This window comes from Arthrobacter sp. B0427-1-12 (genome assembly GCF_059092905.1).
The window spans coordinates 125,391-148,519 of sequence record NZ_JBNHIC010000003.1 but is presented as its reverse complement, the minus strand read 5'-3'; the positions used below and the strand labels follow the sequence as shown (position 1 = coordinate 148,519).

General features: G+C 66.3%; 21 protein-coding genes. 4 read left to right on the top strand and 17 right to left on the bottom strand.

Features of this window, described 5'->3' with window-relative positions; all coding sequences use genetic code 11:
• Window positions 1-39 precede the first annotated feature (39 nt).
• The 8 genes from AC5RWU_RS04050 to AC5RWU_RS04015 all read right to left on the bottom strand — a co-directional run bounded on the left by AC5RWU_RS04050 (window position 40) and on the right by AC5RWU_RS04015 (window position 12,169).
• Entirely contained in the window at window positions 40-789 is a 750-nt protein-coding gene (locus AC5RWU_RS04050) for an energy-coupling factor transporter transmembrane component T (RefSeq protein ID WP_494029331.1), read from the bottom strand.
• Window positions 790-797: 8 nt separating this feature from the next.
• Entirely contained in the window at window positions 798-1,592 is a 795-nt protein-coding gene (locus tag AC5RWU_RS04045) for an ECF transporter S component (RefSeq protein WP_494029332.1), read from the bottom strand.
• Window positions 1,593-1,692: 100 nt separating this feature from the next.
• Window positions 1,693-2,727, bottom strand: coding sequence for a nucleoside hydrolase (locus tag AC5RWU_RS04040; protein WP_494029333.1), 1,035 nt, complete (start codon window positions 2,725-2,727; stop codon window positions 1,693-1,695).
• Window position 2,728: 1 nt separating this feature from the next.
• Window positions 2,729-3,706 carry an aldo/keto reductase gene (locus AC5RWU_RS04035; protein WP_494029334.1) on the bottom strand — a complete coding sequence of 326 codons (978 nt, stop codon included), beginning with the start codon at window positions 3,704-3,706 and terminating at the stop codon, window positions 2,729-2,731.
• Window positions 3,707-3,763: 57 nt separating this feature from the next.
• Window positions 3,764-5,731, bottom strand: a complete 1,968-nt coding sequence (gene dxs / locus AC5RWU_RS04030; RefSeq protein ID WP_494029335.1) for a 1-deoxy-D-xylulose-5-phosphate synthase — start codon at window positions 5,729-5,731, stop codon at window positions 3,764-3,766.
• Between the two features lie 173 nt (window positions 5,732-5,904).
• Window positions 5,905-8,700: an aconitate hydratase AcnA gene (gene acnA, locus AC5RWU_RS04025; RefSeq protein WP_494029336.1), complete on the bottom strand. Its 2,796-nt coding sequence runs from the start codon at window positions 8,698-8,700 to the stop codon at window positions 5,905-5,907.
• A gap of 179 nt (window positions 8,701-8,879) precedes the next feature.
• Window positions 8,880-10,196 carry a class I SAM-dependent RNA methyltransferase gene (locus tag AC5RWU_RS04020; RefSeq protein WP_494029337.1) on the bottom strand — a complete coding sequence of 439 codons (1,317 nt, stop codon included), beginning with the start codon at window positions 10,194-10,196 and terminating at the stop codon, window positions 8,880-8,882.
• The gene (locus AC5RWU_RS04015) at window positions 10,193-12,169 is read right to left on the bottom strand and encodes an APC family permease (RefSeq protein WP_494029338.1); all 1,977 of its coding nucleotides are present in this window, start codon (window positions 12,167-12,169) and stop codon (window positions 10,193-10,195) included. Before AC5RWU_RS04015 ends, AC5RWU_RS04020 begins: the two co-directional genes overlap by 4 nt.
• Window positions 12,170-12,322: 153 nt before the next feature.
• On the opposite strand from AC5RWU_RS04015, the gene AC5RWU_RS04010 reads away from it, so the two are divergent.
• Window positions 12,323-12,997, top strand: a complete 675-nt coding sequence (locus AC5RWU_RS04010; RefSeq protein WP_494029339.1) for a potassium channel family protein — start codon at window positions 12,323-12,325, stop codon at window positions 12,995-12,997.
• A complete protein-coding gene (locus tag AC5RWU_RS04005; protein WP_494029340.1) occupies window positions 12,994-13,665 on the top strand; it encodes a potassium channel family protein in 672 nt (223 codons plus the stop codon). The genes AC5RWU_RS04010 and AC5RWU_RS04005 overlap by 4 nt, the downstream gene beginning before the upstream one ends.
• Window positions 13,666-13,734: 69 nt before the next feature.
• On the opposite strand, the gene AC5RWU_RS04000 is transcribed toward AC5RWU_RS04005, so the two are convergent.
• The 4 genes from AC5RWU_RS04000 to dut all read right to left on the bottom strand — a co-directional run bounded on the left by AC5RWU_RS04000 (window position 13,735) and on the right by dut (window position 16,280).
• A complete protein-coding gene (locus AC5RWU_RS04000) occupies window positions 13,735-14,517 on the bottom strand; it encodes a DUF3159 domain-containing protein (protein ID WP_494029341.1) in 783 nt (260 codons plus the stop codon).
• Window positions 14,518-14,964, bottom strand: a complete 447-nt coding sequence (locus AC5RWU_RS03995; RefSeq protein WP_494029342.1) for a single stranded DNA-binding domain-containing protein — start codon at window positions 14,962-14,964, stop codon at window positions 14,518-14,520. It abuts the gene before it with no gap.
• Window positions 14,957-15,712 (bottom strand): DUF3710 domain-containing protein, encoded by a 756-nt coding sequence (locus AC5RWU_RS03990; RefSeq protein WP_494029343.1) that lies wholly within the window; start codon window positions 15,710-15,712, stop codon window positions 14,957-14,959. Before AC5RWU_RS03990 ends, AC5RWU_RS03995 begins: the two co-directional genes overlap by 8 nt.
• Window positions 15,713-15,809: 97 nt before the next feature.
• Window positions 15,810-16,280, bottom strand: a complete 471-nt coding sequence (gene dut / locus AC5RWU_RS03985; RefSeq protein WP_494029344.1) for a dUTP diphosphatase — start codon at window positions 16,278-16,280, stop codon at window positions 15,810-15,812.
• Between the two features lie 144 nt (window positions 16,281-16,424).
• Here dut and AC5RWU_RS03980 point away from each other — a divergent pair, with 144 nt between their 5' ends.
• Complete coding sequence (locus AC5RWU_RS03980; RefSeq protein WP_494029345.1) at window positions 16,425-16,898, top strand: DUF3093 domain-containing protein; 474 nt, start codon at window positions 16,425-16,427, stop codon at window positions 16,896-16,898.
• On the opposite strand, the gene AC5RWU_RS03975 is transcribed toward AC5RWU_RS03980, so the two are convergent.
• Entirely contained in the window at window positions 16,893-17,573 is a 681-nt protein-coding gene (locus AC5RWU_RS03975; protein ID WP_494029346.1) for a TetR family transcriptional regulator, read from the bottom strand. The two genes, AC5RWU_RS03980 and AC5RWU_RS03975, sit on opposite strands and share 6 nt — an antisense overlap.
• A 189-nt stretch (window positions 17,574-17,762) precedes the next feature.
• Window positions 17,763-18,062, bottom strand: coding sequence for a DUF4193 domain-containing protein (locus tag AC5RWU_RS03970; protein WP_494029347.1), 300 nt, complete (start codon window positions 18,060-18,062; stop codon window positions 17,763-17,765).
• Window positions 18,063-18,355: 293 nt separating this feature from the next.
• Between AC5RWU_RS03970 and sepH the strand changes: the two genes are divergently transcribed.
• A complete protein-coding gene (sepH, locus tag AC5RWU_RS03965) occupies window positions 18,356-19,732 on the top strand; it encodes a septation protein SepH (RefSeq protein WP_494029348.1) in 1,377 nt (458 codons plus the stop codon).
• Window positions 19,733-19,850: 118 nt separating this feature from the next.
• On the opposite strand, the gene AC5RWU_RS03960 is transcribed toward sepH, so the two are convergent.
• The 3 genes from AC5RWU_RS03960 to AC5RWU_RS03950 form a co-directional block, all read right to left on the bottom strand.
• Window positions 19,851-20,111, bottom strand: a complete 261-nt coding sequence (locus AC5RWU_RS03960; RefSeq protein WP_494036907.1) for a hypothetical protein — start codon at window positions 20,109-20,111, stop codon at window positions 19,851-19,853.
• Window positions 20,112-21,031: 920 nt separating this feature from the next.
• Window positions 21,032-21,865: a thymidine kinase gene (locus tag AC5RWU_RS03955; RefSeq protein ID WP_494029350.1), complete on the bottom strand. Its 834-nt coding sequence runs from the start codon at window positions 21,863-21,865 to the stop codon at window positions 21,032-21,034.
• Window positions 21,858-23,048, bottom strand: a complete 1,191-nt coding sequence (locus AC5RWU_RS03950) for an alkaline phosphatase family protein (RefSeq protein ID WP_494029455.1) — start codon at window positions 23,046-23,048, stop codon at window positions 21,858-21,860. Before AC5RWU_RS03950 ends, AC5RWU_RS03955 begins: the two co-directional genes overlap by 8 nt.
• Window positions 23,049-23,129 lie beyond the last annotated feature (81 nt).

The window sequence follows — 23,129 nt, the reverse complement described above, 5'->3', positions numbered from 1 at the left end:
CACCGGGGCGATAGCTGAACCGGGCCAGCTCCAGGGAGATCACAGCCACACTCCCCTGCCATACCAGTAAGCAGTGAAGAGGCCGGTGAAACCGACTGCGGCCAGGCGGAAGGCCTTCTGCCCGGCGGAGTCGACGGTTTCGGCATAGCTGGTGCGTGGTCCAGGGCGGCTGAAGCCGCGGGATTCCAGCGCCCGTGCACGTTCCTCGACGTCGACCAGCAGCCCGAGTACCAGCGGTACCGCCAGCATCAGAAACGCCCGTAGCCGGGAGCTGAGACCCCGGCGCAGCACCAGCCCGCGGGCCTGCTGGGCCTCGGAAATCTGCGCCGCACGCTCGGAGACGATGGGGGCGAACTGCAGAGCGGAGCAGACGACGAATACGAGCTTCGGATGCCAGCGGCGGCGGTTCAGCTCGGCCATCAGATCGGACACCGAGAGGGTGTAGGAGAAGATCAGGAAGGCCAGGACCAGGACGGCCAGGCGCAGGGACATCGAGATCCCGAACAGCAGGCCCTCCGCGGTGACACGGAGGATCCCCCACTGCGCCAGGACCTGCCGGCCTTCGGGAAAGAACAGCGCGTGCATCAGCAGCAGGGACACCGTCATGGGCAGCACCAGCAGCGCAGCGGCGGCAGCAATCCGCCCGCCCTGCCCGGACCAGACGAGTCCGGGCAGGAGCAGCCCGGCAATCACCGCCAGCGAAAAGACCCAATGGTTGACCACGAGGGCCAGCACCATGGTCACCGCGGCGGCGGTCAGCAGTGTCAGCGGACTGAGGCGCCGGAACATCGCTTCGGTCAGCGGTTTCCGGCCAGGACGTTGTGGGTCCGGACGAAGTGGAACTGCCGGCGGATCCGCGCCGGCAGGGCGTAGACCAGGAACGCCACGACGGTGAAGACCACGGCCTTGTCCAGCGGATCGGACAGCAGGCCCTGCTTGGTGGTGGCCGCCAGCAGCGTGTCCCCCATGGCGCGGAAGGAACTGACAATCGCGCCGGTGCCGATACCGGAGGTTCCGCCGAAGACGAAGGTGGCGATGGGCGCAGCGACGACGCCGGCCACCACGCCGACGAACAGGCCGGCAACCGGGACCAGGTAGAAGCGCCGGAACAGCCCGTAGCGCGCGGCGCAGCCGGCCAGCAACCCGATCAGGGCGGAGCCGGCGGCGAACGGCAGCACGGTGGGATTGATCAGCATCCAGACAATGTTGGACAGGGCACCCGTGGCCGCCCCGGCGGACGGTCCGGCCAGGACCGCTACCAGGACGGTGCCGATGGCATCCAGGTACAGCGGCAGGCCGAGGCTGCCGGCGAGCTGGCCGATGGCGATGTTGAGGGCCAGCGCCACCGGCAGGAGGACGACCGACGTCGTCGGCAGGGTCGGCAGGACGCCGACGATCAGCAGCACGGCTCCGGCCAGGAAGCCGGCCAGGGTGACCAGCGCGGCCGGATTTCCGACGCCGGTGACAATCTCCGCGGGCTGGGTGGCGATCAGGAAAAGGTACGTTGCGGCGATGAGTGCGCCGCCCAGCCAGCCGAGCCAGCGGCGTGATGTGTTCCGGGTGGGATCGGTGACAGTCAGTGATGTAGACATAGGTCCTCGGTGGGGTGCACGAAATCATGGCAGCACCTATGTCACCTCGGTACCTGCGGCGGGAGCCTGTCCCGGCAGGAAACCATCCTACCGTGCCGGATTACTGAGCCGGCTCCCCTAGCGATCGGGCCAGGTCGCCAATCCGCTGGATGAGTGCGGTAAAACATGCTTCGGGATCATTGCCGGTGATAATGCGTGCGTTCGGCGGTTTGCCCCATATGCCGCGGAAGTCGGCGATCGTGGTTCCCGCCAGCAGGGGCGAGTCAGCCTCCACATCCACGGTGGCCAACTGCGTTTCCCAGGCCCCCTCCCCCATGGCCACGGTCGCGGCGAAGGGATCATGCAGGTGTGCCAGGAAACCCTGGTTCTGTGCGCGGTGGAATTCCATGTAGAAACGGAGGGCATCGGACAGGCAGGCCACCAGTCGGTTGGCGGAGGTGCTGCGCCGCCCCACCGGATCAGCCGGGTCCAGCAGTTCCGGCGCAGCGCCTGCGGCCTCCGCCAGCAGCCACAGGTGCTCCGGTTTCATTTCGATCCGTTCGGTGGTCTCCAGGGCGCAGACAATCGGCAGCTGGCCCTCCGGTGCTCCCAGGTACGCCCGGTAGACGGCCTTGGCTGCGTGCGGGTCGACGTAGGTGTTCCACTCGGCGGTCGGCGTCGTGTTGCCTGCGTAGTTGAAGGCGCCGCCCATGATCACCAGTCCCCTGAGCAGTTCCGGCAGCCGCGGCTCGGCTTCCAGAGCCAGCGCCAGATTGGTCAGGGGCCCGGTCACCAGGCCGGTGATTTCCCCGGGATGCGCCCGGGCCGCCTCCACCCAGACCTCCACGGCGTGGCGCGGCGAAATCCCCTGCCGGGGTGCCGGCAGGACCGCATAACCCAGCCCCTGCGGTCCATGCGTGTCTTCGGTGGTTTGCAGCGGAACCTGCAGCGGCACTTCGCTGCCGATGGCTACCTCAATGCCGGACCGGCCGCAGAGCTCGAGCAGGGCCAGGTTGTTCTGCGCCACCTGGCGCGCCGGCACATTGCCCGCGGTGCAGGTAATGGCGAGGATCTCGGCTTCCGGATGAGCCAGCAGGTACACCAGGGCCAGGGCGTCGTCAATGCCGGTGTCCACGTCCAGCAGCAGTTTGCGCATGCTAGAACAGTGCGACCTTGGGCACCGTCGGGAAGATCTCATCGAGTTCGGCCAGTTCGTCGTCGGTCGGAACCCAGCAGACCGCCGTCGCATTTTCACGGATCTGCTCCGGCCGGGTGGCCCCGGCGATCACGCTGCACACGGCGGGCTGGGCCGCCAGCCAGGAAAATGCAACCTGGAGCTCGGTGAGGCCCCGCTCTTCGGCGAAGGCCGAGAACTGTCCCAGCTGCTCCCAGTCGGCGTCCTCGAGCATGTGCGTCCGCACCCGGCTCAGCCGGCTGCCTTCGGGCGCCTTGCCCCCCTTGTACTTGCCGGTCAGCAGGCCGTTGGCCAGCGGGAAATACGGCAGGACGCCCAGCCCGTAGGCTTCGGCCGCGGGGGTGACTTCCAGTTCCGCGCGGCGGTCCAGCAGGTTGTAGTGGTTCTGGGCGGAGATGAACCGCGTATAGCCGCCCAGCTGGGCGGTGAATTCAGCTTCCGCGATCTGCCAGCCGGCACGGTTGGAGTGGCCGATGTAGCGGACCTTTCCGCTGGTCACCAGATCGTCCAGCGCGGCCAGGGTCTCCTCGATCGGCGTCAGCGGGTCCGGGGTGTGGAACTGGTAGAGATCGATCCAGTCGGTGTTCAGCCGGCGCAGCGAGGCTTCGGCAGCTTGGACGATATAGCGGCGCGAACCGCGTGCATCCCAGTCCGGACCGTTCGCGCCCCGGGCGTCCATGCCGAACTTGGTGGCGACGATGACGTCGTCCCGCCGACCACGCAGGGCCTTGCCCAGCAGCTCCTCGCTGAGTCCGGGAACCTTGCCGTACGTGTCCGCGGTGTCGAACAAGGTCACCCCGGCGTCGATGGCGGCATGGACGACGGCGGCAGCCCCCTCGGCGGTTTCCGTCGCCGTATCGGCGCGGCCCAGATTGTTGCACCCGAGGCCGGTGACGGACACGGTCAGTCCGGAGTGGCCCACTCTGCGGTATTCAGTCATGGAACCCAGCCTAGCGCGAGGGCGTTAGGCTGGCGTGCAGTTCCGAAGCGGGACAGTTCAGAGCCGCGGCAGCGGGCCGGTATGGGACTCCTGCCCCAGGGGCCGCGCCACCGGAACCTTGGTGCCCAGCACCTGCGCCACGACATCCTGGGTGACCTGGCGCGCGGTCAGCCCCACGCGCTCCATGACCTCGCTGCGGGTGCCGTGGTCCAGGAACTCGACGGGCAGCCCGACCTCGTTGAGCGCGGTATCCACGCCCGCCTGGCGCATCTCCTGGCGGATCCGCGAACCCACGCCGCCGGCGCGCACGCCGTCCTCGATGCAGATCACGATCCGGTGCTTGGCCGCCAGTTCGACGATGGACTTCGGGACCGGCAGCACCCAGCGCGGGTCAACCACGGTGGAGCTGATGCCCTGGGCGCCGAGCCCGTCGGACACGCTCAGCGCCAGCGAACTCATCGCACCCACGCTGACGATCAGCACGTCGTTGTCGGTGGAGCCGGCCGGCCGGCGGGCCAGCACATCCACGCCGTCGGAAAGGCGTTCGATCGCTTCAACCTCCGCCCCCACGGAACCCTTGGAGAAACGGACCACGCTGGGAGCATCGGAGATGGCGACCGCCTCGCGCAGCTCCTCCCGCAGGCGGGTGGCGTCGCGGGGAGCCGCCAGGTGCAGGCCCGGCACAATCTGCAGCATGGACAGATCCCACATGCCGTGGTGGCTGGCGCCGTCCGGGCCGGTGACGCCGGCCCGGTCCAGGACCACGGTCACGCCCGCCTTGTGCAGGGCGACGTCCATGAGCAGCTGGTCGAAGGCGCGGTTCAGGAAGGTGGCGTACACCGCGACGACGGGGTGCAGTCCGCCGTAGGCCATGCCTGCCGCGCTGGTCAGCGCGTGCTGCTCGGCGATGCCGACGTCGAAAACCCGTTCCGGATACTTGGCGGCGAATTTATGCAGGCCTACCGGGATGAGCATGGCGCCGGTGATGCCGACTATATCCTTGCGCTCGTCGGCGATCCGGGAAATTTCGTCGGCGAAGACGGACGTCCAGGACTGGGCGCCAGCGGAGCCGACGGGCTCGCCGGTTTCCGGGTCGATGATGCCGACGGCGTGGAACTGGTCCGCTTCATGCGCCCGGGCCGGCGCGTAGCCGCGGCCCTTCTGCGTCATGGCGTGCACAATGACGGGCCCGCCGTAGTTCCGCGCCTGGCGGAGCGCATTTTCGACGGCGGCAAGGTCGTGGCCGTTGATCGGCCCCACATACTTCATGCCCAGGTCGTCGAAGAGGCCCTGCGGTGCCCACCAGTCCTTGAGGCCTTTCTTGGTGGCGTGCAGGCCCTTGTAGACGAACCGGCCGAGCGGTCCGCCGTTCTGCAGCCGGTGCTTCCACCAGTCCAGCGTGCCTTCGTAGACCCGGTGGGTGCGGACGGTATCGATGGTCGGCCGCAGCGAAGCCAGGTAATCGGCAACTCCGCCGACGGTCGGGGCATAGGACCGCCCGTTGTCGTTGACCACGATGACCACGCGGCGGCGTTTGTCCGCGGCGATGTTGTTGATGGCCTCCCACGCCATGCCGCCGGTGAGGGCACCGTCGCCGACGACGGCCACGACGTACCGGTCCCCTTCACCGGTCAGCACTCGCGCCCGGGAAATCCCGTCCGCCCAGGACAGCGACGAGGAGGCATGGGAGCTTTCCACGATGTCGTGCACCGATTCGGCGCGGGAGGGATAGCCGGAGAGCCCGCCCTGCTGGCGCAGCGTGCTGAAGTCCTGGCGGCCGGTCAGCAGCTTGTGGACGTAGGACTGGTGGCCCGTATCGAACACCACACTGTCGCGCGGCGAATCAAAGACCCGGTGGATTCCGAGTGTCAGTTCCACCACGCCAAGATTCGGTCCCAGATGACCGCCGGTTTGCGAGACGTGGGTAATCAGGAAACGGCGAATCTCCTCCGCCAGCTCTTCAAGCTGTTCCGGGCCCAGTTTGCTGAGGTCGTGCGGATGTTGGATCGTTTCCAGAAGTCCCAACGGTCCCTCCCCTTACTAAGAATTCTCTGCGCGGATGGGGCAGACATGCCGCAGGCGCATCCTTAACCATAACGCCCGGGGGACGGCCTGCACGCGAAACAGCCCGGTTCCCTCAACGGTTTGCCACCGCTGAGGGGACCGGGCTGTCGCCGGCAGGTTCCCCTGCTGGCCCGTTAGCTGGCCGAGATCTGGCGCAGCACGTACTGCAGGATGCCGCCATTGCGGTAGTAATCGGCTTCACCCGGCGTATCGATGCGCAGGACCGCGTCGAAGGTGACGGGCTGGCCGCCCTCCTCCGGCGTCGCGGTGACCTTCAGCGTCTTCGGGGTGCGTCCCTCATTCAGCTCGGTGACGCCCTCCACGGAGAAGGTCTCCGTGCCGGTCAGGCCCAGGGTGGCCGCGTTCTGGCCGGCGGGGAACTGCAGCGGCAGCACGCCCATGCCGATCAGGTTGGAGCGGTGAATGCGCTCGTAGCTCTCGGCGATGACGGCCTTGACGCCCAGCAGCGCGGTGCCCTTGGCGGCCCAGTCACGGGAGGAACCGGAGCCGTATTCCTTGCCGGCCAGGACCACCAGCGGGGTGCCCTCGGCCTGGTAGTTCATCGCGGCGTCGTAGATGTACGTCTGCGGACCACCGGTCTGGGTGAAGTCGCGGGTGAAGCCACCCTCGACGCCGTCCAGCAGCTGGTTCTTCAGGCGGATGTTCGCGAACGTACCGCGGATCATCACCTCGTGGTTGCCGCGGCGGGAACCGTAGGAGTTGAAGTCCTTGCGCTCCACGCCGTGCTCCAGCAGGTAGCGACCGGCCGGGCTGTCCGACTTGAAGGAACCGGCGGGGCTGATGTGGTCCGTGGTGACGGAGTCGCCCAGCTTGGCCAGCACGCGCGCATCGGTGATGTCCTCGACCGGATCCGGCTGGGGCTTCATGCCCTCGAAGTACGGTGGCTTCCGGACATAGGTGGAGTCCTGGTCCCAGGCGAAGGTGTCGCCGGCCGGAGTCGGCAGGGACTTCCAGCGCTCGTCGCCTTCAAAGACGCTCGCGTAGGACTTGGAGAACATCTCCTGGTCGATCGAGGAGTCGATGACCTGCTGCACCTCGACCGGGTTCGGCCAGATGTCCTTCAGGAAGACGTCGTTGCCGTCGGTGTCCTGGCCCAGCGGATCGTTCTCGAAGTCGAAGTCCATGGAACCGGCCAGGGCGTAGGCGACGACCAGCGGCGGGGAGGCCAGGTAGTTCATCTTCACGTCCGGATTGATCCGGCCTTCGAAGTTGCGGTTGCCGGACAGCACCGAGGTGATGGACAGGTCATTGGCCTGGACCGCGGCGGAGATCTCCTCCTCCAGCGGACCGGAGTTGCCGATGCAGGTCGCGCAGCCGTAGCCGACCACGAAGAAGCCAAGCTTCTCCAGGTATGGAATCAGGCCGGACTTCTCGTAGTAGTCGGTGACGACCTTGGAGCCCGGGGCAATGGAGGTCTTGACCCACGGCTTGGACGTCAGGCCCTTATCCACGGCATTGCGGGCCAGCACAGCGGCCGCCAGCATCACGGAGGGGTTGGACGTGTTGGTGCAGGAGGTGATGGACGCGATGGAGACCGCGCCATGGTCCAGGATGAACTCGCGGCCGTCGGACATCTGGACCGGAACCGGGTTGGACGGCCGGCCCGCGGCGTTGGCGGCGGCGGAGTGGTGGCGGACAGTGGAGGTCATGGCCGGGGCATCGGAAGCCGGGAAGGACTCTTCCAGGGCCTCGTCCAGGGCATCCTCGTCACCGGTGCCCACGTAGTTCGGCAGGTCCTTGCGGAACTGGTCCTTGGAACGGGTCAGTTCGATGCGGTCCTGCGGACGCTTGGGGCCGGCGATGGATGGCACGACGGTGGACAGGTCCAGCTCGATGTACTCGGAGAACTTGATCTCGTGGGACGGATCGTGCCAGAGGCCCTGTTCCTTGGCGTAGGCCTCGACCAGCGCGACACTCTCCTCCGAGCGGCCGGTCAGGCGCAGGTAGTCCAGGGTGACGTCATCGATCGGGAAGATGGCGGCCGTGGAACCGAATTCCGGGCTCATGTTGCCGATGGTGGCGCGGTTAGCCAGCGGAACCGCGGCAACGCCCTCGCCGTAGAATTCGACGAATTTGCCGACCACGCCGTGCTTGCGCAGCATCTCGGTGATGGTCAGCACGACGTCGGTGGCCGTGGCACCGGCGGGGATGGAACCGCTCAGCTTGAAGCCGACGACGCGCGGAATGAGCATGGAGACCGGCTGGCCGAGCATGGCAGCCTCGGCCTCGATGCCGCCGACGCCCCAGCCGAGCACGCCCAGGCCGTTGACCATCGTGGTGTGGGAGTCCGTGCCGACGCAGGTGTCGGGGTAGGCACGCAGCTTGCCTTCGACCTCACGGGTCATGACAGTACGGGCGAGGTATTCGATGTTGACCTGGTGGACGATGCCGGTTCCCGGGGGAACGACCTTGAAGTCGTCGAAGGCCGTCTGGCCCCAGCGCAGGAACTGGTAACGCTCGCCGTTGCGCTGGTACTCGATTTCCATGTTGCGCTCGAGCGCACCGGCGTTGCCGAACACGTCGATCTGGACGGAGTGGTCGATGACCAGCTCGGCCGGAGCCAGCGGGTTGACGCGCTTCGGATCGCCGCCGAGCTCCTGGACTGCCTCACGCATGGTGGCCAGGTCCACGACGCAGGGAACGCCGGTGAAGTCCTGCATGATGACGCGGGCCGGGGTGAACTGGATTTCAGTGTTGGGCTGGGCATCCGGATCCCATCCGGCCAGCGCGCGGATGTGGTCCGCGGTGATGTTCGCACCATCTTCGGTGCGTAGAAGGTTCTCAAGAAGGACCTTGAGGCTGAAGGGAAGGTTTTCGGAGCCTTCCACCGCGCTCAGCCGGAAAATTTCGTATTCGGTACCGGCTACATTCAGTACGCCCTTGGAACCGAAGCTGTCCACATTGCTCATAGCTGGACTCCTCTCGCCACGCTTTATCTTTGTCAGGTGGTCAACTGCCCGCTAGTTAGGTTCTCCTAATTCACGGCTACATGACGGATACCGGAATCCGGCCTGGAGCCGGCATAAACCGGTGGAAATCCGCCTATCACTGCTCCCATCCTAGTCCCCAGCCTGTCACGCTCTGGCTGTCACACTTTGTCCGGCACCAGCAGCGCGAAGGACTCCATGTGGTGGGTGTGCGGATACAGATCGAACACCCGCAGGTCCTCGAGCCGCCACCCCTCGGCCAGGAAGTAGCCCAGGTCCCGGGCGAAGGACGCGGGATCGCAGGAGACATAGCCGACGGCGCGGCGGGCCGCTCCGGCCAGTTGCCGGACCACCGCCTTGCCCGCGCCGATCCGCGGCGGATCAAGCACGACGGCGTCGAAGCCTTCCGCGCGCCACTGCAGTACCCGGTCGACCCGGCCTTGGATGATCTCCACCTGCGGCTGCGAGTGCAGGTTCTTGCGCGCGTCGCGGCTGGTCCCCGGGGAGCCTTCGACCGAGAGCACGCTGCCGGCTGGTCCGACGGCTGCTGCCAGCGGGGCGGTGAACAGCCCGGCACCGGCATAAAGGTCCGCCACTTTCTCCCCCCGTTCCGGACGCACCCCGGCCAGCACCGCACCGCCAAGCACGTCGGGTGCTTCGCGGTGGATCTGCCAGAATCCCTCGCCGGTCACCCGGTAGTCGTGTCCGAGGGCGCTCTCCGCCACCCAGGTCCGTCCGCGCAGCCGCTCCAGCGTCCGCTCCGCGGGGCGCCATAGGGCGACCGACGCCGGCTGTGGCAGGCTGCGGGCGATGGCCGCGGCCCGGGCGGCCGTCGGTTTGGGCTCCGCGTCCTCCGGCGGAATCAGCAGCACCAGCGGGGCGGAACCGTTCGCCGGTGCGGCCACCTCGACCCGCTCCATGCCGGCGAAGTCGAGTTCCCACAGCCGCAGCGCGTTGATCCCCGCAACGGCCAGCGGCATGTCTTCGACGGCGATTAGCCGGTTTGAGCGGTGGGCGTGCATGCCCAGCCGGCCGGCGCCGTCGACGTCGAAGCTCACCCGGGTGCGCCACGCCAGCCCGTCGGGTGCCTCCGCCGGCGTGGCCTCGACCGTTACGTCGCGGTCCACACCGGCGATCCGCCTCAGCTGCTCGGCAAAGACAGCGGCCTTGAGCCGGCGTTGCACCGGCAGGGCGATATGTCCGAATTCCGCACCGCCCACCGCCTGGCTGCCGGCCGCATCGGCCAGCAGGGCATCGGCCAGCGGCCAGGGATGCGGCACGCGGTCGGGTGAAGCCTCCACCACCTGGACCGCATCGCCGCGCCAGAACTTGGCACCGGCGTCGTAATCCGTCAGGCGAACCCGCACCACCTCGCCCGGCAGCGTGTGCCGCACGAAGATCACCCGCCCTTCGTGGCGGGCCACGCAGTGGCCGCCGTGGGCCACGGGTCCGACGGTCAGCTCGATCAGATCGTTCATCTCAGGTCCTGGTACTTTCTGGCCGCTTCGGAGGAGGCGAGCTGCCACGGCACGCTGGCCACCATGACGCCCGGTTCAAAATGCAGCCTGGTCTTGATGCGCAGCGCCGTCTGGTTATGCACCAGTTGCTCCCACCACTTGCCGACCACATATTCGGGGATATACACCACAATCAAGTCCCGCGGGGAATCGCGCCGGATGTTCTTGATGTAGTCCATGATCGGCGTGATGGTTTCCCGGTACGGCGAGGCGAGGACGGTGATGGGAACCGGGATCTCGTACTTCTCCCAGTCTGCCAGGGTCTGTTTGGTCTCTTCCGGGTCGATGTCCACGATCACCGCATCCAGCTTCGACGGGCGGGACGCCCGGGCGAAGGCCAGGGCCCGCAGCACTGGCTTGCGCAGGTGGGACACCAGAATGATCGCATGGACACGGGAGGGCAGGGCGCGGGCGGAGGTGTCCTGGCCGAGTTCGAGTTCCTTGGCCACATTCACGTAGTGCGTCCTGATGCTGGTCATCACCGCGTACAGCAGGGCGATGGCCAGCAGCGTGATCCAGGCACCGTTGGCGAATTTGGTCACCGTGACAATGAGCAGCACCAGGGCGGTCATACCGAAGCCGAAGATATTCACCGCCCGGGACTTGAGGATCCGGCGGCGGCGTCCGCGGTCGACGGTCCGCACCAGTTCCCGGCTCCAGTGCCGGATCATCCCCAGCTGGCTCGCCGTGAAGGCAATGAAGACCCCGACGATGTAGAGCTGGATGAGCCTGGTCACGTCGGCGTTGAAGGCGATGATCAGCACCAGGGCGGCCGCGGCCAGCAGCAGGACACCGTTGCTGTAGGTCAGGCGGTCGCCGCGCGTGCGCAGCTGCCGGGGCAGGAAACCGTCCCGGGCCAGCACCGAGGCCAGTACCGGGAACCCGTTGAAGGCGGTGTTGGCAGCCAGCATCAGGATCACGCCGGTGGCGGCAACGATGATGTAGAAGAAGACCGAATCGGTGCGGAAGATAGTTTCCGCCAGCTGGCTGACCACCGGATGCTGGATGTAGTCCTCCGGGACCGGGCGGCCGTCCAGCCGCAGCTGCGCCTGGGGGTCCTGCACCACGTGGAGCTGTGTGGCGGACGCCAGGTACAGCAACCCCGCCAGCATGCTGGCGGCGATTACCCCGAGCAGGAGCAGTGTCGTGGCCGCATTTTTGCTCTTGGGCTTGCGGAAGTTCGGCACGCCGTTGCTGATCGCCTCCACGCCGGTCAGTGCCACGGCCCCCGAGGAGAAGGCGCGGAGGATAAGGAATGCGCCGGCCAGACCCACCAGGCCGGCGTCGAGTCCCGCCTCCGGGAGGATCTCGAAGTCCGCACTGGGTGCCTGCCGGAGCGTGCCCGTCAGGCTCTGGACGATTCCCACCAGGCACATCCCCAGGATCGCAGCCATGAAGATATAGGCCGGCACCGCCGCGGCACGTCCGGCCTGCCGGATGCCACGCAGGTTGACCACCGCCAGGATGACGACGCCGACCGACGCGGCCAGCGTCTGGCCGCCGTGGAGCACGGGGAAGGTGGAGACCAGGTACTGCGAGGCGGAGGCAAGCGATACGGCGACCGTCAGCACGTAGTCCATCATCAGCGCGGACGCCACGGTGACGCCTGCCCGCCGGCCCAAATTGGTGCCAGCGATCTCGTAGTCGCCGCCTCCCGAAGGGTAGGCGTAGACATTCTGCCGGTAGGACGCAACGACGGTCAGCAGCACCACCATGACGCCGACTCCCACCCAGGGGGAAACGGTCACGGCGGCGACCCCGGCCAGCGCCAGCGTCAGGAGAATTTCATCCGGCGCATAGGCCATCGAGGACAGGGCGTCCGACGCAAACACCGGAAGGGCCAGACGCTTGGGCAGCCGCGTCTCCCTCAGCCGCTCACTGCGGAAGGGCCTGCCCACCAGAATCCGCTTCACGGCGTCCAGGAAAGTCAGCACAGCCCTCAACGCTAGTCCCAATGCCCTGGATTGTCATAGCGGCGCAGCCCGGGGGCCGCGCTGTTGGCGAAGCGTTCGTCGGCGGAACATAATGACGACGGGGCGGAATACCGCCGCGGGACAACCGCAGTGAACACAGGAACAGGAGCGCATGTGGCACACTTCGTGATCATGGGGTGCGGCCGTGTGGGCGTGACCCTCGCGCATACTCTCGACGACGCCGGCCATTCGGTGGCCGTTATCGACCAGGACGACCGGGCTTTTCGGCGCCTGCGCAGCACGTTCTCCGGCCGGAAGGTGACCGGGATCGGCTTCGACCGGGACACGCTGAAGAACGCCGATATCGAGAACGCATACGCCTTCGCCGCCGTCTCCAGCGGCGACAATTCCAACATCCTGGCCACCCGGGTGGCACGCGAAACGTTCCATGTCCCGCACGTCGTCGCGCGGATCTATGACCCCGGCAGGGCGGAAATCTACCAGCGGCTGGGCATCCCCACCGTGGCCGCGGTCCGCTGGAGCGCGGACCAGGTGCTGCGCCGGATCCTGCCCGAACAAAGCATCAGCGGGGACTTCCGGGAATCCTCCGGCCGGCTGATCCTGGGCGAGCTGGCACTGCATGAGGAATGGGTTGGCCATTCCCTGCGGGAGATCGAGAAGGCCACCGGGACCAGGATCGCCTACCTGACGCGGTTCGGCGAGGGCATCCTGCCGGCCGCCGACATGAGCTTCCAGCAGGGCGACGTCGTCCACGCCATGATGGCCGTGGCCGACGCGGATGAGATCAGCCGGGTCGCCTCCAAGCCCCCGGTCAAGGAGTCGGAATGAGAGTAGTAATCGCCGGCGCAGGCAGCGTGGGCTCATCGATTGCCAGGGAATTGCTGGCCCACAACCATGAAATCCTGCTGATCGACCAGAAACCGGAGGTCATCGGCCGCAGCGGGCTCAAGGGCGCGCGTTGGTTGATCGGCGATGCCTGCGAACTGACGACCCTCAAGGACGCCAGGCTGGAGGAAGCCGACGTGGTGGTCTCCGCCACCGGCGACGACAAGGTCAACCTGGTGGTGTCCCTCCTGGCGAAAAGCGAGTTCGGTGTCGGGCGCACGGTCGGGCGGGTCAACAACCCGAAGAACGACTGGATGTTCGACGATTCCTGGGGCGTCGACGTCGCTGTCAACACGCCGCGGCTGATGACGGCGCTGGTGGAGGAAGCCGTGGAGATCGGTGACCTGGTGCGCCTGCTCACCCTGCAGACCGGGGTGGCCTCGATGGTGGAGTTCACGGTCCCGCAGGATTCGGAACTGATCGGAACCACGCTCGGCGCCATCGACTGGCCCACGGATGCCACGGTCGTCGCGATCCTGCGCGACGACGTGCCGATCACCCCCAGCCGGGACGACGTCATCGAGGCCGGCGACGAGCTGTTCTTCATCACGACCATCCCGGCCGAGGACGAGCTCCGGAAGGTGCTCGCTGCCCGCCCGCGCGGCGATTAATGCCAGCGATTAATAGCAGCGATTAATCGCGGCGGTAGCACGGGCGTCGTACTGGTGCGCCGCGATTTTCTAGACGCCCGCGTTCTTCTGGGCCTCGGCACGGATGATCCCGGCGGGCCGCGACACCAGCCAGGCCACCCACAGGCCCAGCGCGTACAGCGGGACGCCCATCAGCAGGCGGGTTGTCCCGAGCGCCACCAGACCGGATTCGCCCATCAAGTACAGCGGGACCTGGACCACCAGCCGCAGCGCCAGGACTGTAATGATGATCCAGGTGGCGATGTTGTACACCCGCCGCCGCGCCCGGTCCCTGCGCCAGTGGACGCCCTCGCCCCGGATGAAGCCGAAGGCCACCCCGGCCAGCGGCCATTTGATCGCGAGGGAAATCAGCATTGCTGCGATGTACGCAGAATTGGTGACGAATCCCCAGACGTAGAAATCCTCGGCCCGGCCGGTGGTGTTGGCCACCCACGCACAGATTCCGACGCCCACCAGGCCGGACAGGGCCTGAGTGACCGGAGTGCGCTGGACCAAACGGACAATCGTGAACACCGCGGCGACTGCCAGGGACGCAATTAGCGCCGCCTGCAGCTGTGCTGACACAGTGAAGACGACCAGGAAGACAAGACCGGGCAGGATACCCTCGGCGAGGCCGCGTATGCCGCCAACGGACTTCAGCACATCGATCTGCCCGTCATCGCGCCGTTCCAGGCCGGCCTTGGCCGCGTAGTCCCGCGCCAAATCTGCGGCAGCCGAAGGCTCAACTGCATGCGCCTGCCCTGAAGCAGCCGAGGGCTCCGATGCGTCCGGGTGCTGGGACCCGGAATCCCGTTCTTCCGCCGGCTGGCTCACTTACGCCTCCTGTTGGCTAATGATCTCGTAACGGGGATTGTAGATTGTTGGCAGACCATCGACGCGGCTGACCATGCCCTCGAACCTGAGCTGGGTGCCGGCATTGATCCCCTTCACCTGCCGCTGGCCCAGCCAGACCAGGCGGACCCGGTCGTCCCCGCGTGGGGTAGTCCCGCGTCCGCTGTTGGAACGGCCGGCCTTGCCTCGTTGATCAGTCGTCCGCGACGCAGCGTCCGGGTGCGGACGAGCGTACTTGTCCGCGTCCGTCACGATGGCGGTAAACCGGGGTGACGCCCCCGCGGGCAGGATGGTGACGGCATCGATATAGCCCTGGGCCCGAGCCCGGCCCCGGACCGGCAGCCTGGAGATGGACGGCACCGCGACGGCGGGCAATGCCCCGGTCGGCGTGGCGGTAGCCGTCGCTGTATGCGTCGCAGTGCTAGCCAATGTGGGTTACTTCCGGACCGCGCTTGAGCCGATCCACATCCAGCGCAGGCTTCGCTGCCGCACCCGGGGTGGGCTGGGCGTCCTTCGGCAGCCGCAGCTGGAGCAAATCGCGAGGCGGCAACGGCTGTTCTCCGCGGACCACGACGACTTTGCGGAACAATGCTTCAAGGTCCTTCGCTGCGTCACGGTCCAGGGCGGCGGTTCCGCCGAACACCCCGCGCAGGAACCAGCGCGGCCCGTCAACTCCGACGAAGCGCGCCACGCGGTAGCCCTTGGAGCCGTCGGCTGCCTGCGCGGGAAGCTTCGCCACGACCTCCGTTCCGAAGCTGCCCTGGATCTCTTCGACCGTACCGCCCTGGGAACCGACCGAGGTGCCGATCTGGCCCCGGATGTCCTCCCACAAGCCCTCTGAACGGGGCGCCGCGAAGGCCTGAAGCTGGAGGCTGTTGCCAGCCAGGTCCAGAGTCACCGCTACGACCCGCTGGGTCCGTTCCTCGACCTCCAGGCGCAGCTGAAGACCTTCACGGGGCGCGATGCGCAGGGCGCCCAGATCCACGTACCCTTCCGCCGACTCGACTTCGGACTCGTCGAAAGGCCCATTGGCCCGGCGGTGCTCGTCGCTGCCCGGCACTGCTTCCGCAGCCGGTTCAGTCCCGGCCGCAGTGTCTTCCTGCGCGTCCGTGCCTTCCGGCGCCGCAGCGTTTTCCGGCGCGTCCGTATCCTTCTTCTTCCGGCGGCCAAAAAACATATCGGATCCTCTCCTCACATCTGTCCGGTTCCTTTGAAAAGGAAACGGTCGACAGCCGGCATACGTTACCGGCGTCCGCAATTCCGTCCGTGGTCCCTTACCGTGCCGCCGTGCTGAAGCCGCCGGTCGAACCGAATCCTCCGGTGCCGCGCAGTGAGTCCGACAATTCCGCCACGGGGACGAAGCTGGCGCGCTCGACGCGCTGGATCACCATCTGGGCAATTCTATCGCCGCGGCTAAAGCTGAGGGTTTCGGTGCGGTCCGTATTCAGGAGGGTGACCGCGATTTCGCCGCGGTAGCCGGCATCGACCGTGCCTGGCGCATTGACGATGGTCAGTCCATGCTTGGTGGCCAGTCCGGACCGTGGATGGATCAGCGCGACGAATCCCTCCGGCAGGGCGATCGAGACCCCAGTGGGGACCAGGATCCGTTCGCCCGGGCCCAGTTGGAAGTCAATGCGGCTGCGCAGATCCGCCCCGGCATCGCCCGGGTGGGCATAGCTGGGAGCTGGAAGACCGTCGTCGAGCATCTTCAACTGGACCGTCAGCGTGGGCTCTGTTTCCTGCACGATTCCTCCGGAATCCATGTTCTTCGGGCCGCTTCGGCCCAACTGCCGCCCCTCACTCTAGCGCCTCGGGCAACGGTTCAAGGCATTCGTGCCCGGCTGCCCCGCCAAGATGAAATGGCCGCTGAAAAGTGAAAAGCTGATGCCATGGCAGACGAGGCACCTACCACCCAATCCGAGTCCGTGATCTACCAGGAGCGGCTCTGGCCGGCCCCTTGGGTCTGGATCGTGGTGCTCGGTGTGTCCGTGGCCGCGATCTTTGTCTTTGCGCCGATTAACCTCACTGCCGGTTACATCGCCGCCGTCGTGCTGGCCATTATCCTGACCGTCCTGCTGGTGTTGTCCACACCGCGGATCACGGTGACAGACAGCACGCTGCAGGTGGGGCGGGCCACCATCGAACGGCACTTCGTCGGCAGTGTGGAGGCCTTCGAAGGCGATGCCGCGACCCAACAGCGCGGCCCCCAACTCAACGCCACCGCCTATCTGTGCATCCGGGGCTGGATCTCGCCGGTGGTGCGCATCGAAATCACCGATGAAGCGGACCGTACTCCGTACTGGCTGACATCCACCCGGCACCCGAAGAAGCTGGTCGCTGCTCTGGCCGGCGACCGCTCATAGCTGCCGCCCCGTACTTTCGACGGCGGACCCTGCCGTCAGGGTGGCAACAACCACATTGCCGATAATGGCCCGGTGGTGGTCCCGAAGCTCTTCGGCCAGCAGGTCCCTGCCGAAAAGGGTCCGGAAGGTATAGCGGTTGGCCACCTGGTACACACAGTAGGAACTAATCAGCATGTGCACATCGGTGGCATCCATGTCCGTGTGGAAACTCCCGTCCGCCCGGCCGCGGGAGAGCATGTCCTCAATCAGCGCGATAACCGGCATATTGAGTGCCCGGAGCTTTTCCGACCGGATCATGTACTCCGCGCGGTGGATGTTCTCGATGGAAACCAGCCGGACGAACTCCGGATGGTTCACGTGGTGGTCATAGGTGAACTCGGCGAGCTTGCGGATCCCGTCGATGGGAGCCAGCTGCCCAAAATCCAGATCCTGCTCCCCCAGTCGGATGACAGCGTAGGCGCGTTCCAGGATCTGGATATACAGCTGCTCCTTTGAGCCGAAATAGTAGTAGATCATCCGCTTCGTGGTACGCATCTGTGCCGCGATTTCGTCCACCCGGGCGCCCGCAAACCCGTCGGCTGCAAATACCTCGGAGGCGATGCGGAGAATCTCCTCACGGGTCCGTGCGGCATCCCGTGTGGACTCCGCTGCCTTCCGATTTGCCGGTCCCGCCATGTTCAGTGCCTGCTCCAATGTAGTTCCGCTTGCTGTACTGCGTGTCGTTCCGGTTTATAGGTCCGGTTTTAGGCCCGGCGCCTGAATGCCGGGAGTTTAAATACCAAGGGGCCGGCGGACCGGCTTGAGCCGAGCCACCCGCCCCCTTGAGAAACCGCCCAGGTTTGGCGCCGCCGTCTATAGAAGGATCTAGCCTTCGCAGTCCTTGCAGTAGAACAGACCGTTCTTCTCCTTGGCAATCTGGGAGCGGTGACGCACCAGGAAGCAGGAAGAACACGTGAATTCGTCGGCCTGGGCCGGAAGAACCCTGACCAGCAGTTCTTCTCCGGAGAGATCCGCACCGGGAAGCTCGAAACCTTCGGCGGCCTCGGCCTCGTCTTCGTCCACCACGGCGGACTGCTTGTCCGTGCGGCGGGTCTTCAGCTCCTCGATGGAATCTTCGCTGATTTCTTCTTCTGTCTTCCGCGGCGCATCATAGTCAGTCGCCATAGTTAGTTGCTCACGCTCCGGTTTGTGCAGTTCGTGTATCTGGAACCAGGCCGTTGGCATTCGGCTGATTCGTCAAGACACAACGTTGTAAGGGCCTGGTTTGTGCCCGTAACGCAGGAATTGTTGCTGATTTCATTCCGAAATCCAAACCGAAACAGAAAAACGGCATAACCGCTCACGTCGCAGGTCCCTGTGATCTGGAACTCCCGCGCCACACCACCGTATGGAATATGAAATCCTCCCGGAGAATGGCACAGTTGTCCACAGGTATTAATGTCTCGTGGAGGATTTTCATGCAGGATCTACGGCTGGTGGGTGTCCATGATGATGGCGAACATCTGCTGTTGAGCGGAGACTTCGGCGAAACCTACCGGCTCCGGATCGACGAAGCCCTGAGGATCGCATCCTCGCGCACCGCAGTCAGACCCTCTGCACGCACCTCGAAGCAGAAGTCAAAGCAGTCTCCCGAGACGGTACTGGCCCCCCGGGATATCCAGGCCCGCATCCGCGCTGGTGCCACGGCGGAAGAAGTCGCGGCCGAATCCGGCATGGAGATTGCCCACATCCTTCGCTACGAAGGACCTGTCATGGCCGAACGCGATTACATGGCACATCAGGCCCGGACGATCGAGGTGACCGGGCCCGTTGCCGGCCATGATGGCTACCGCTCGGCCTTCGGCGACGACCCTGCGACCCTGGGTGAGATGGTTTCCCACCGGCTCAAGGCCTTCGGCGTCGACGCTTCCAATGTTGAATGGGATTCGTGGCGCCGTCCGGACGGCTCGTGGGAAGTTGTGGCACGGTTCGAACTCGTGCAGGATTCCAAGGTGGACGTCGGGGAGGAACCCCCTGCCAAGTGGATCTTCAGCCCCACCCGCAAGACTGTCACCAACGCCAACCGGTGGGCGCAGGTCCTCAGCGAACTGGAACCGTTGGATGGGCCGTTGCCGTCGCGCCGGCTGGCCGCGGTCTCCGACCGGGTATTCGACTTCGAAACGGATGCTGCCCCGGAAGAGACACAGGCCCAGGACAAGGCGGAGGACATCGATTCCAACAATTTGCTGGACGTGCTGCGGTCCCGCCGAGGCCAGCGGCTGGGTGCTGACGAAGACGGTGACGATGCCCTCGCCTCGATGCTCGCGAAGGGCAGCATTCCGGCAGCGCACCCGCGCGACGGCCTGGACGGAATCGGGAACGACGGCGACGGGCTGGCTCCCGCAGCCAAGCAGCAGTTCGGTGGCCTCAGCCTCGCGCCGTCCTCCAAGGCGAGCAAAGAACCTGACGGACTGCCACAGTTGCACGACGGCGTCAGCACGGCAACGCGGGAGATCACCATCATCGCCCGCCCGCAGACCGGCGAAACACGTGCGGATGACCAGCCAACAGATGCCGGTACAGACGAGGCCGGGACGAGCGCCGGGCCGGAAGATTCCGGCAAGACCGATGCCAGCGAGGCCGGAGTTGACCAGTCCGGATCTGCCGAACCGGGCGCGGACGCATCCGCCCGGGCTTCGGAATCCGCTCCCCGGCCCGAAAACACGAAAGCAGACGGCACCCAGCAGCACGGCAAGTCGCCAGCCAGCCAGCCGAACGAGCGCCGGCAGTTCAAACCCAAGCGCTCAAGCGTTCCCAGCTGGGACGATATCCTCTTGGGCAAGAAGGGCGACTAGGTCGGGATACCTGTCCATTCGTTCAAATGGCGTCAGGTAACCCCAAGTGAGATCCCGTCGTGATCGATGGGTCGCAGGTGTCGCGGCAGTAATAGTCACGCTGGCCACATGGCTGGCGCTATGGGCAATCCAGAGTGTCCCCATTTTCTGCGCCCTGGCCTTTCCTTGCCCCCAACCTGATGCCCGCGTGTTTCCTGCTATCGTGTTCGGCGGACTGATGATCGTTCCGCTGATAATCATCATCTAGACGTGCGTCGGCAAACGTCGCCGTTTCGATCGGACATTGGCGAATGTCTCTTATATTGTCTTGATCCTGCTGGCCCTGACTGGCATGGCCGCAGCCCCATTTGCAGGCGGCTTCAGTATCTTGTTCTAACATTCAATGCTTCTTCTGGACCGAACGCGGTGGGATAACGCGGCTTTTACGCCGGCGTCTTATTTTGTCAGTGGTGGCTGACTGACTGATTGTCAGGAAGGCATTCAGGCACAGGCACCTGTTCGGTGAGGGGGCGATGATCCACAGCTCATCGCCGCTGCCCGGGTCCGTGCCTGCCGGGAGCATGCCGGCCGAAACCGCCGGCCAGCCGGTCCCGGTGTCACGCTCGGGGCCGGCCGGTTCCCTGACCATGGTGCCGGCCGGGCTGCTGAACCTCGCCTCCGCCGTGGACACGCTGCAGGATCCGGCCCGGCTGCGGGCCTGGCTCGACGCCCAGGAAGCCCGCGTCATCGACCGGATCACCGCCGTCGCCGAAACCGAAACCTGGATCCCCGAAGCCGGCGCCTCTCCGTTGGCCGGAACCGTCGCCGCCACCGACATCGCCACCGCCCTGACCATCCCCGAACACACCGCCCTGGCCCTGATGAGCGACTCGGCCACCCTCGTCAACAATTCCCGCCGACCTGCGCACCTGGTACCGCGTCCGCGACAAAACCTGCCGCTTCCCCGGCTGCAGCGCCCCCGCCCTCCGCTGCGACCTGGACCACACCGTCCCCTGGGCCGCCGGCGGACCCACCGGCCACCACAACCTGTGCAGCCCGTGCCGCAAACACCACCGCACCGGACACAAAACCAGATGGAAACCCAGCCAGCCCCGCCCCGGCACCATCACCTGGACCTCAGCGGCCGGCAAAACCCACACCACCCCCGACCCCCCGCCGCAAACCACCCTGCCCGACTGGCTCCGGACCCCCCCCGGCGCGCCGCAGGACAGGCCGCCCGACCCCCGGACGGACCAGGCTCCGCCGGACCCGGAAGCACCGCCGCCGTTCTGACCCGGCCGCCTGGGGGCAGCAGTAACGTCAGCGCTGCCCTCCGTCAGCGTTCACTGTCTCAGCGTCTCCTGTCTGCCCGTTCCTGCTGCCGCGGCCCTGCGGCACGGAGCACACCTCGAAATGGAACGGCAGGGTCTGCTGGCCGGTCATCAGCCTGTCAAAGCCCAGGCCGTTGGCGTGATGCGCCGTGACCCGCCGCATGTGGTGCCGGCGACACAGGGTCTCGTAGCCCACCACCGGTTCCGCTGATGTCTGCGGATCCTGCAGACCCGCCACCGGCAGCGCATCCTGACCGGGCATGCCGTCCTCAGCGACGGCGTCAGGCTTCCGCGGCTCCACATCTCCCACTACTACCTGTTCGCCATGGACGACCATGACCCCGTCCACGGTCCGGGCATTGTGCGTGGCGCGGCGCCCGCACCAGCACAATGCTTCGACCTGCAGCACCTGGATTCGGTCCGCAAGTTCGATCAGCCGCTGGGAACCGGGAAACAACCGGGTGCGGAAATCCGAGGTGATGCCGAATGCGAAGACATCCACTGCCATGTCATCGACAATCCGTGCCAGTTGCTCCACTTGCTCCGGAGCGTAGAACTGGGCCTCGTCGCAGATCAGATAGTCCACCCGCTCGCCCTTGGCGCGGCGGCGCACAACCTCGTCCCAGAAATCGGTTTCCGGGGTCACCTCGACGGCAGTGGTCTGCAGGCCCAGCCGGCTGGAAATCATGTTCCCGCCGGCACGGTCATTGCAGCTGAAGAGGATGCCGCCCCGCCCTCGGGCGCTGTGGTTGTAGTCAAGTTGCAGGGCCAAGGTGGATTTTCCGCTGTCCATCGTTCCGGAGAAGAAAACCAGCTCAGCCACGCGACCCCTTTCCAGTCTGCTTCTTCCGCCCAACCGGGCCTGGCGTTGTTTCGAGCCGCAGCAGCGGAACTTCACGCTCCACCTTCGTGAGGGAGCCGTGTTGGCCCACCACGGACATTGCCGACGAATTAACCCGCCGCGTGTCGTAGAAGGCGACCGGTTCCCGGGCGGCGACCAGGACGTCTCCGATCCTGGGCAGCACCCCGGGATCGACAGCTCCGAAATAGCCGGCTGCGATGGCTTCGGAGCGGGTCATCACCCACGCATACCTGCCATGGGCGGAGCGCCAGGCCTGCAGCACCTGCCCCCGGTGGCGTTCGGTGGCGTCCGGTTCGAAGTACAGGTGGACCATCCGCGGCTCTCCGGCGGTATGCCGGACCCCTGCCACCAGCTCCGGCGACGCTGAATAATCCAGCCGGTGCCGCGCGTGGACGTCCAGCATGCCGTGGTCCGCGGTCAGCAGCAGCAGCGTGTCGGAGGGAACCTGCCTGCTGAGGCGGCGAAGGGATCCGTCCAGTTCCTCCAGTTCGTGGCCCCACTCCACCGACTGGCAGCCGTAGCGGTGGCCGGCTTTGTCCAGTTCGTTCCAGTACAGGTACATCAGCATGCGGTCACTGGAGGCCAGCTGCTCCGCCGCCGCCGCGGTGCGGGCGTGGGCGGACGACGCCGGCACAAACGTTCCACCGCGAAGCGCTGCCTGCGTCATACCCGAGCCCGCGAACTTCGGCAGGCTCACGGTGGCTACCGGGAGCACCTTCGCCACGCGTTCCAGGACGGTCGGATGCGGCTGCCAGCGGGCAGGGACGACGTTCGGATCCCAGCCACCGAGCAGGTTGACGACCTTGTCCTGGCCGGGGTCGACGACGTCGTACCCCACCATCCCGTGGGACCCCGGCGGCAGTCCGGTACCCAGGCTGGCCAGGGAGGCGGCCGTCGTCGATGGGAAGGCAGAGGTGAGCGTCCGCGAACCGGCCAGCGCTTTCCGCAGGAAGGGCGCGTGGCCGCCGCGCTGCTTCAGCAGCGCCTTGCCCAGGCCGTCCACCATGATGACGCAGATGCGCTTTGCGTCCGGAATCTGCAGGACGTTGCTGAAGCCCTCGACGCCCAAGACCGCAGCGCAGCTGGACAGCAGCTCGGCGACCGAGTTGCGGCCATAACCGGGCGCCGGCGGGAGGGGTTCCATGTGGTCAAGGTCCGCAGTGCTGAAGCCCGCAGTGTCAAAGCCCGCATGACCGGTAGCTGAGCCGGGTACCGCTGCCGGGGT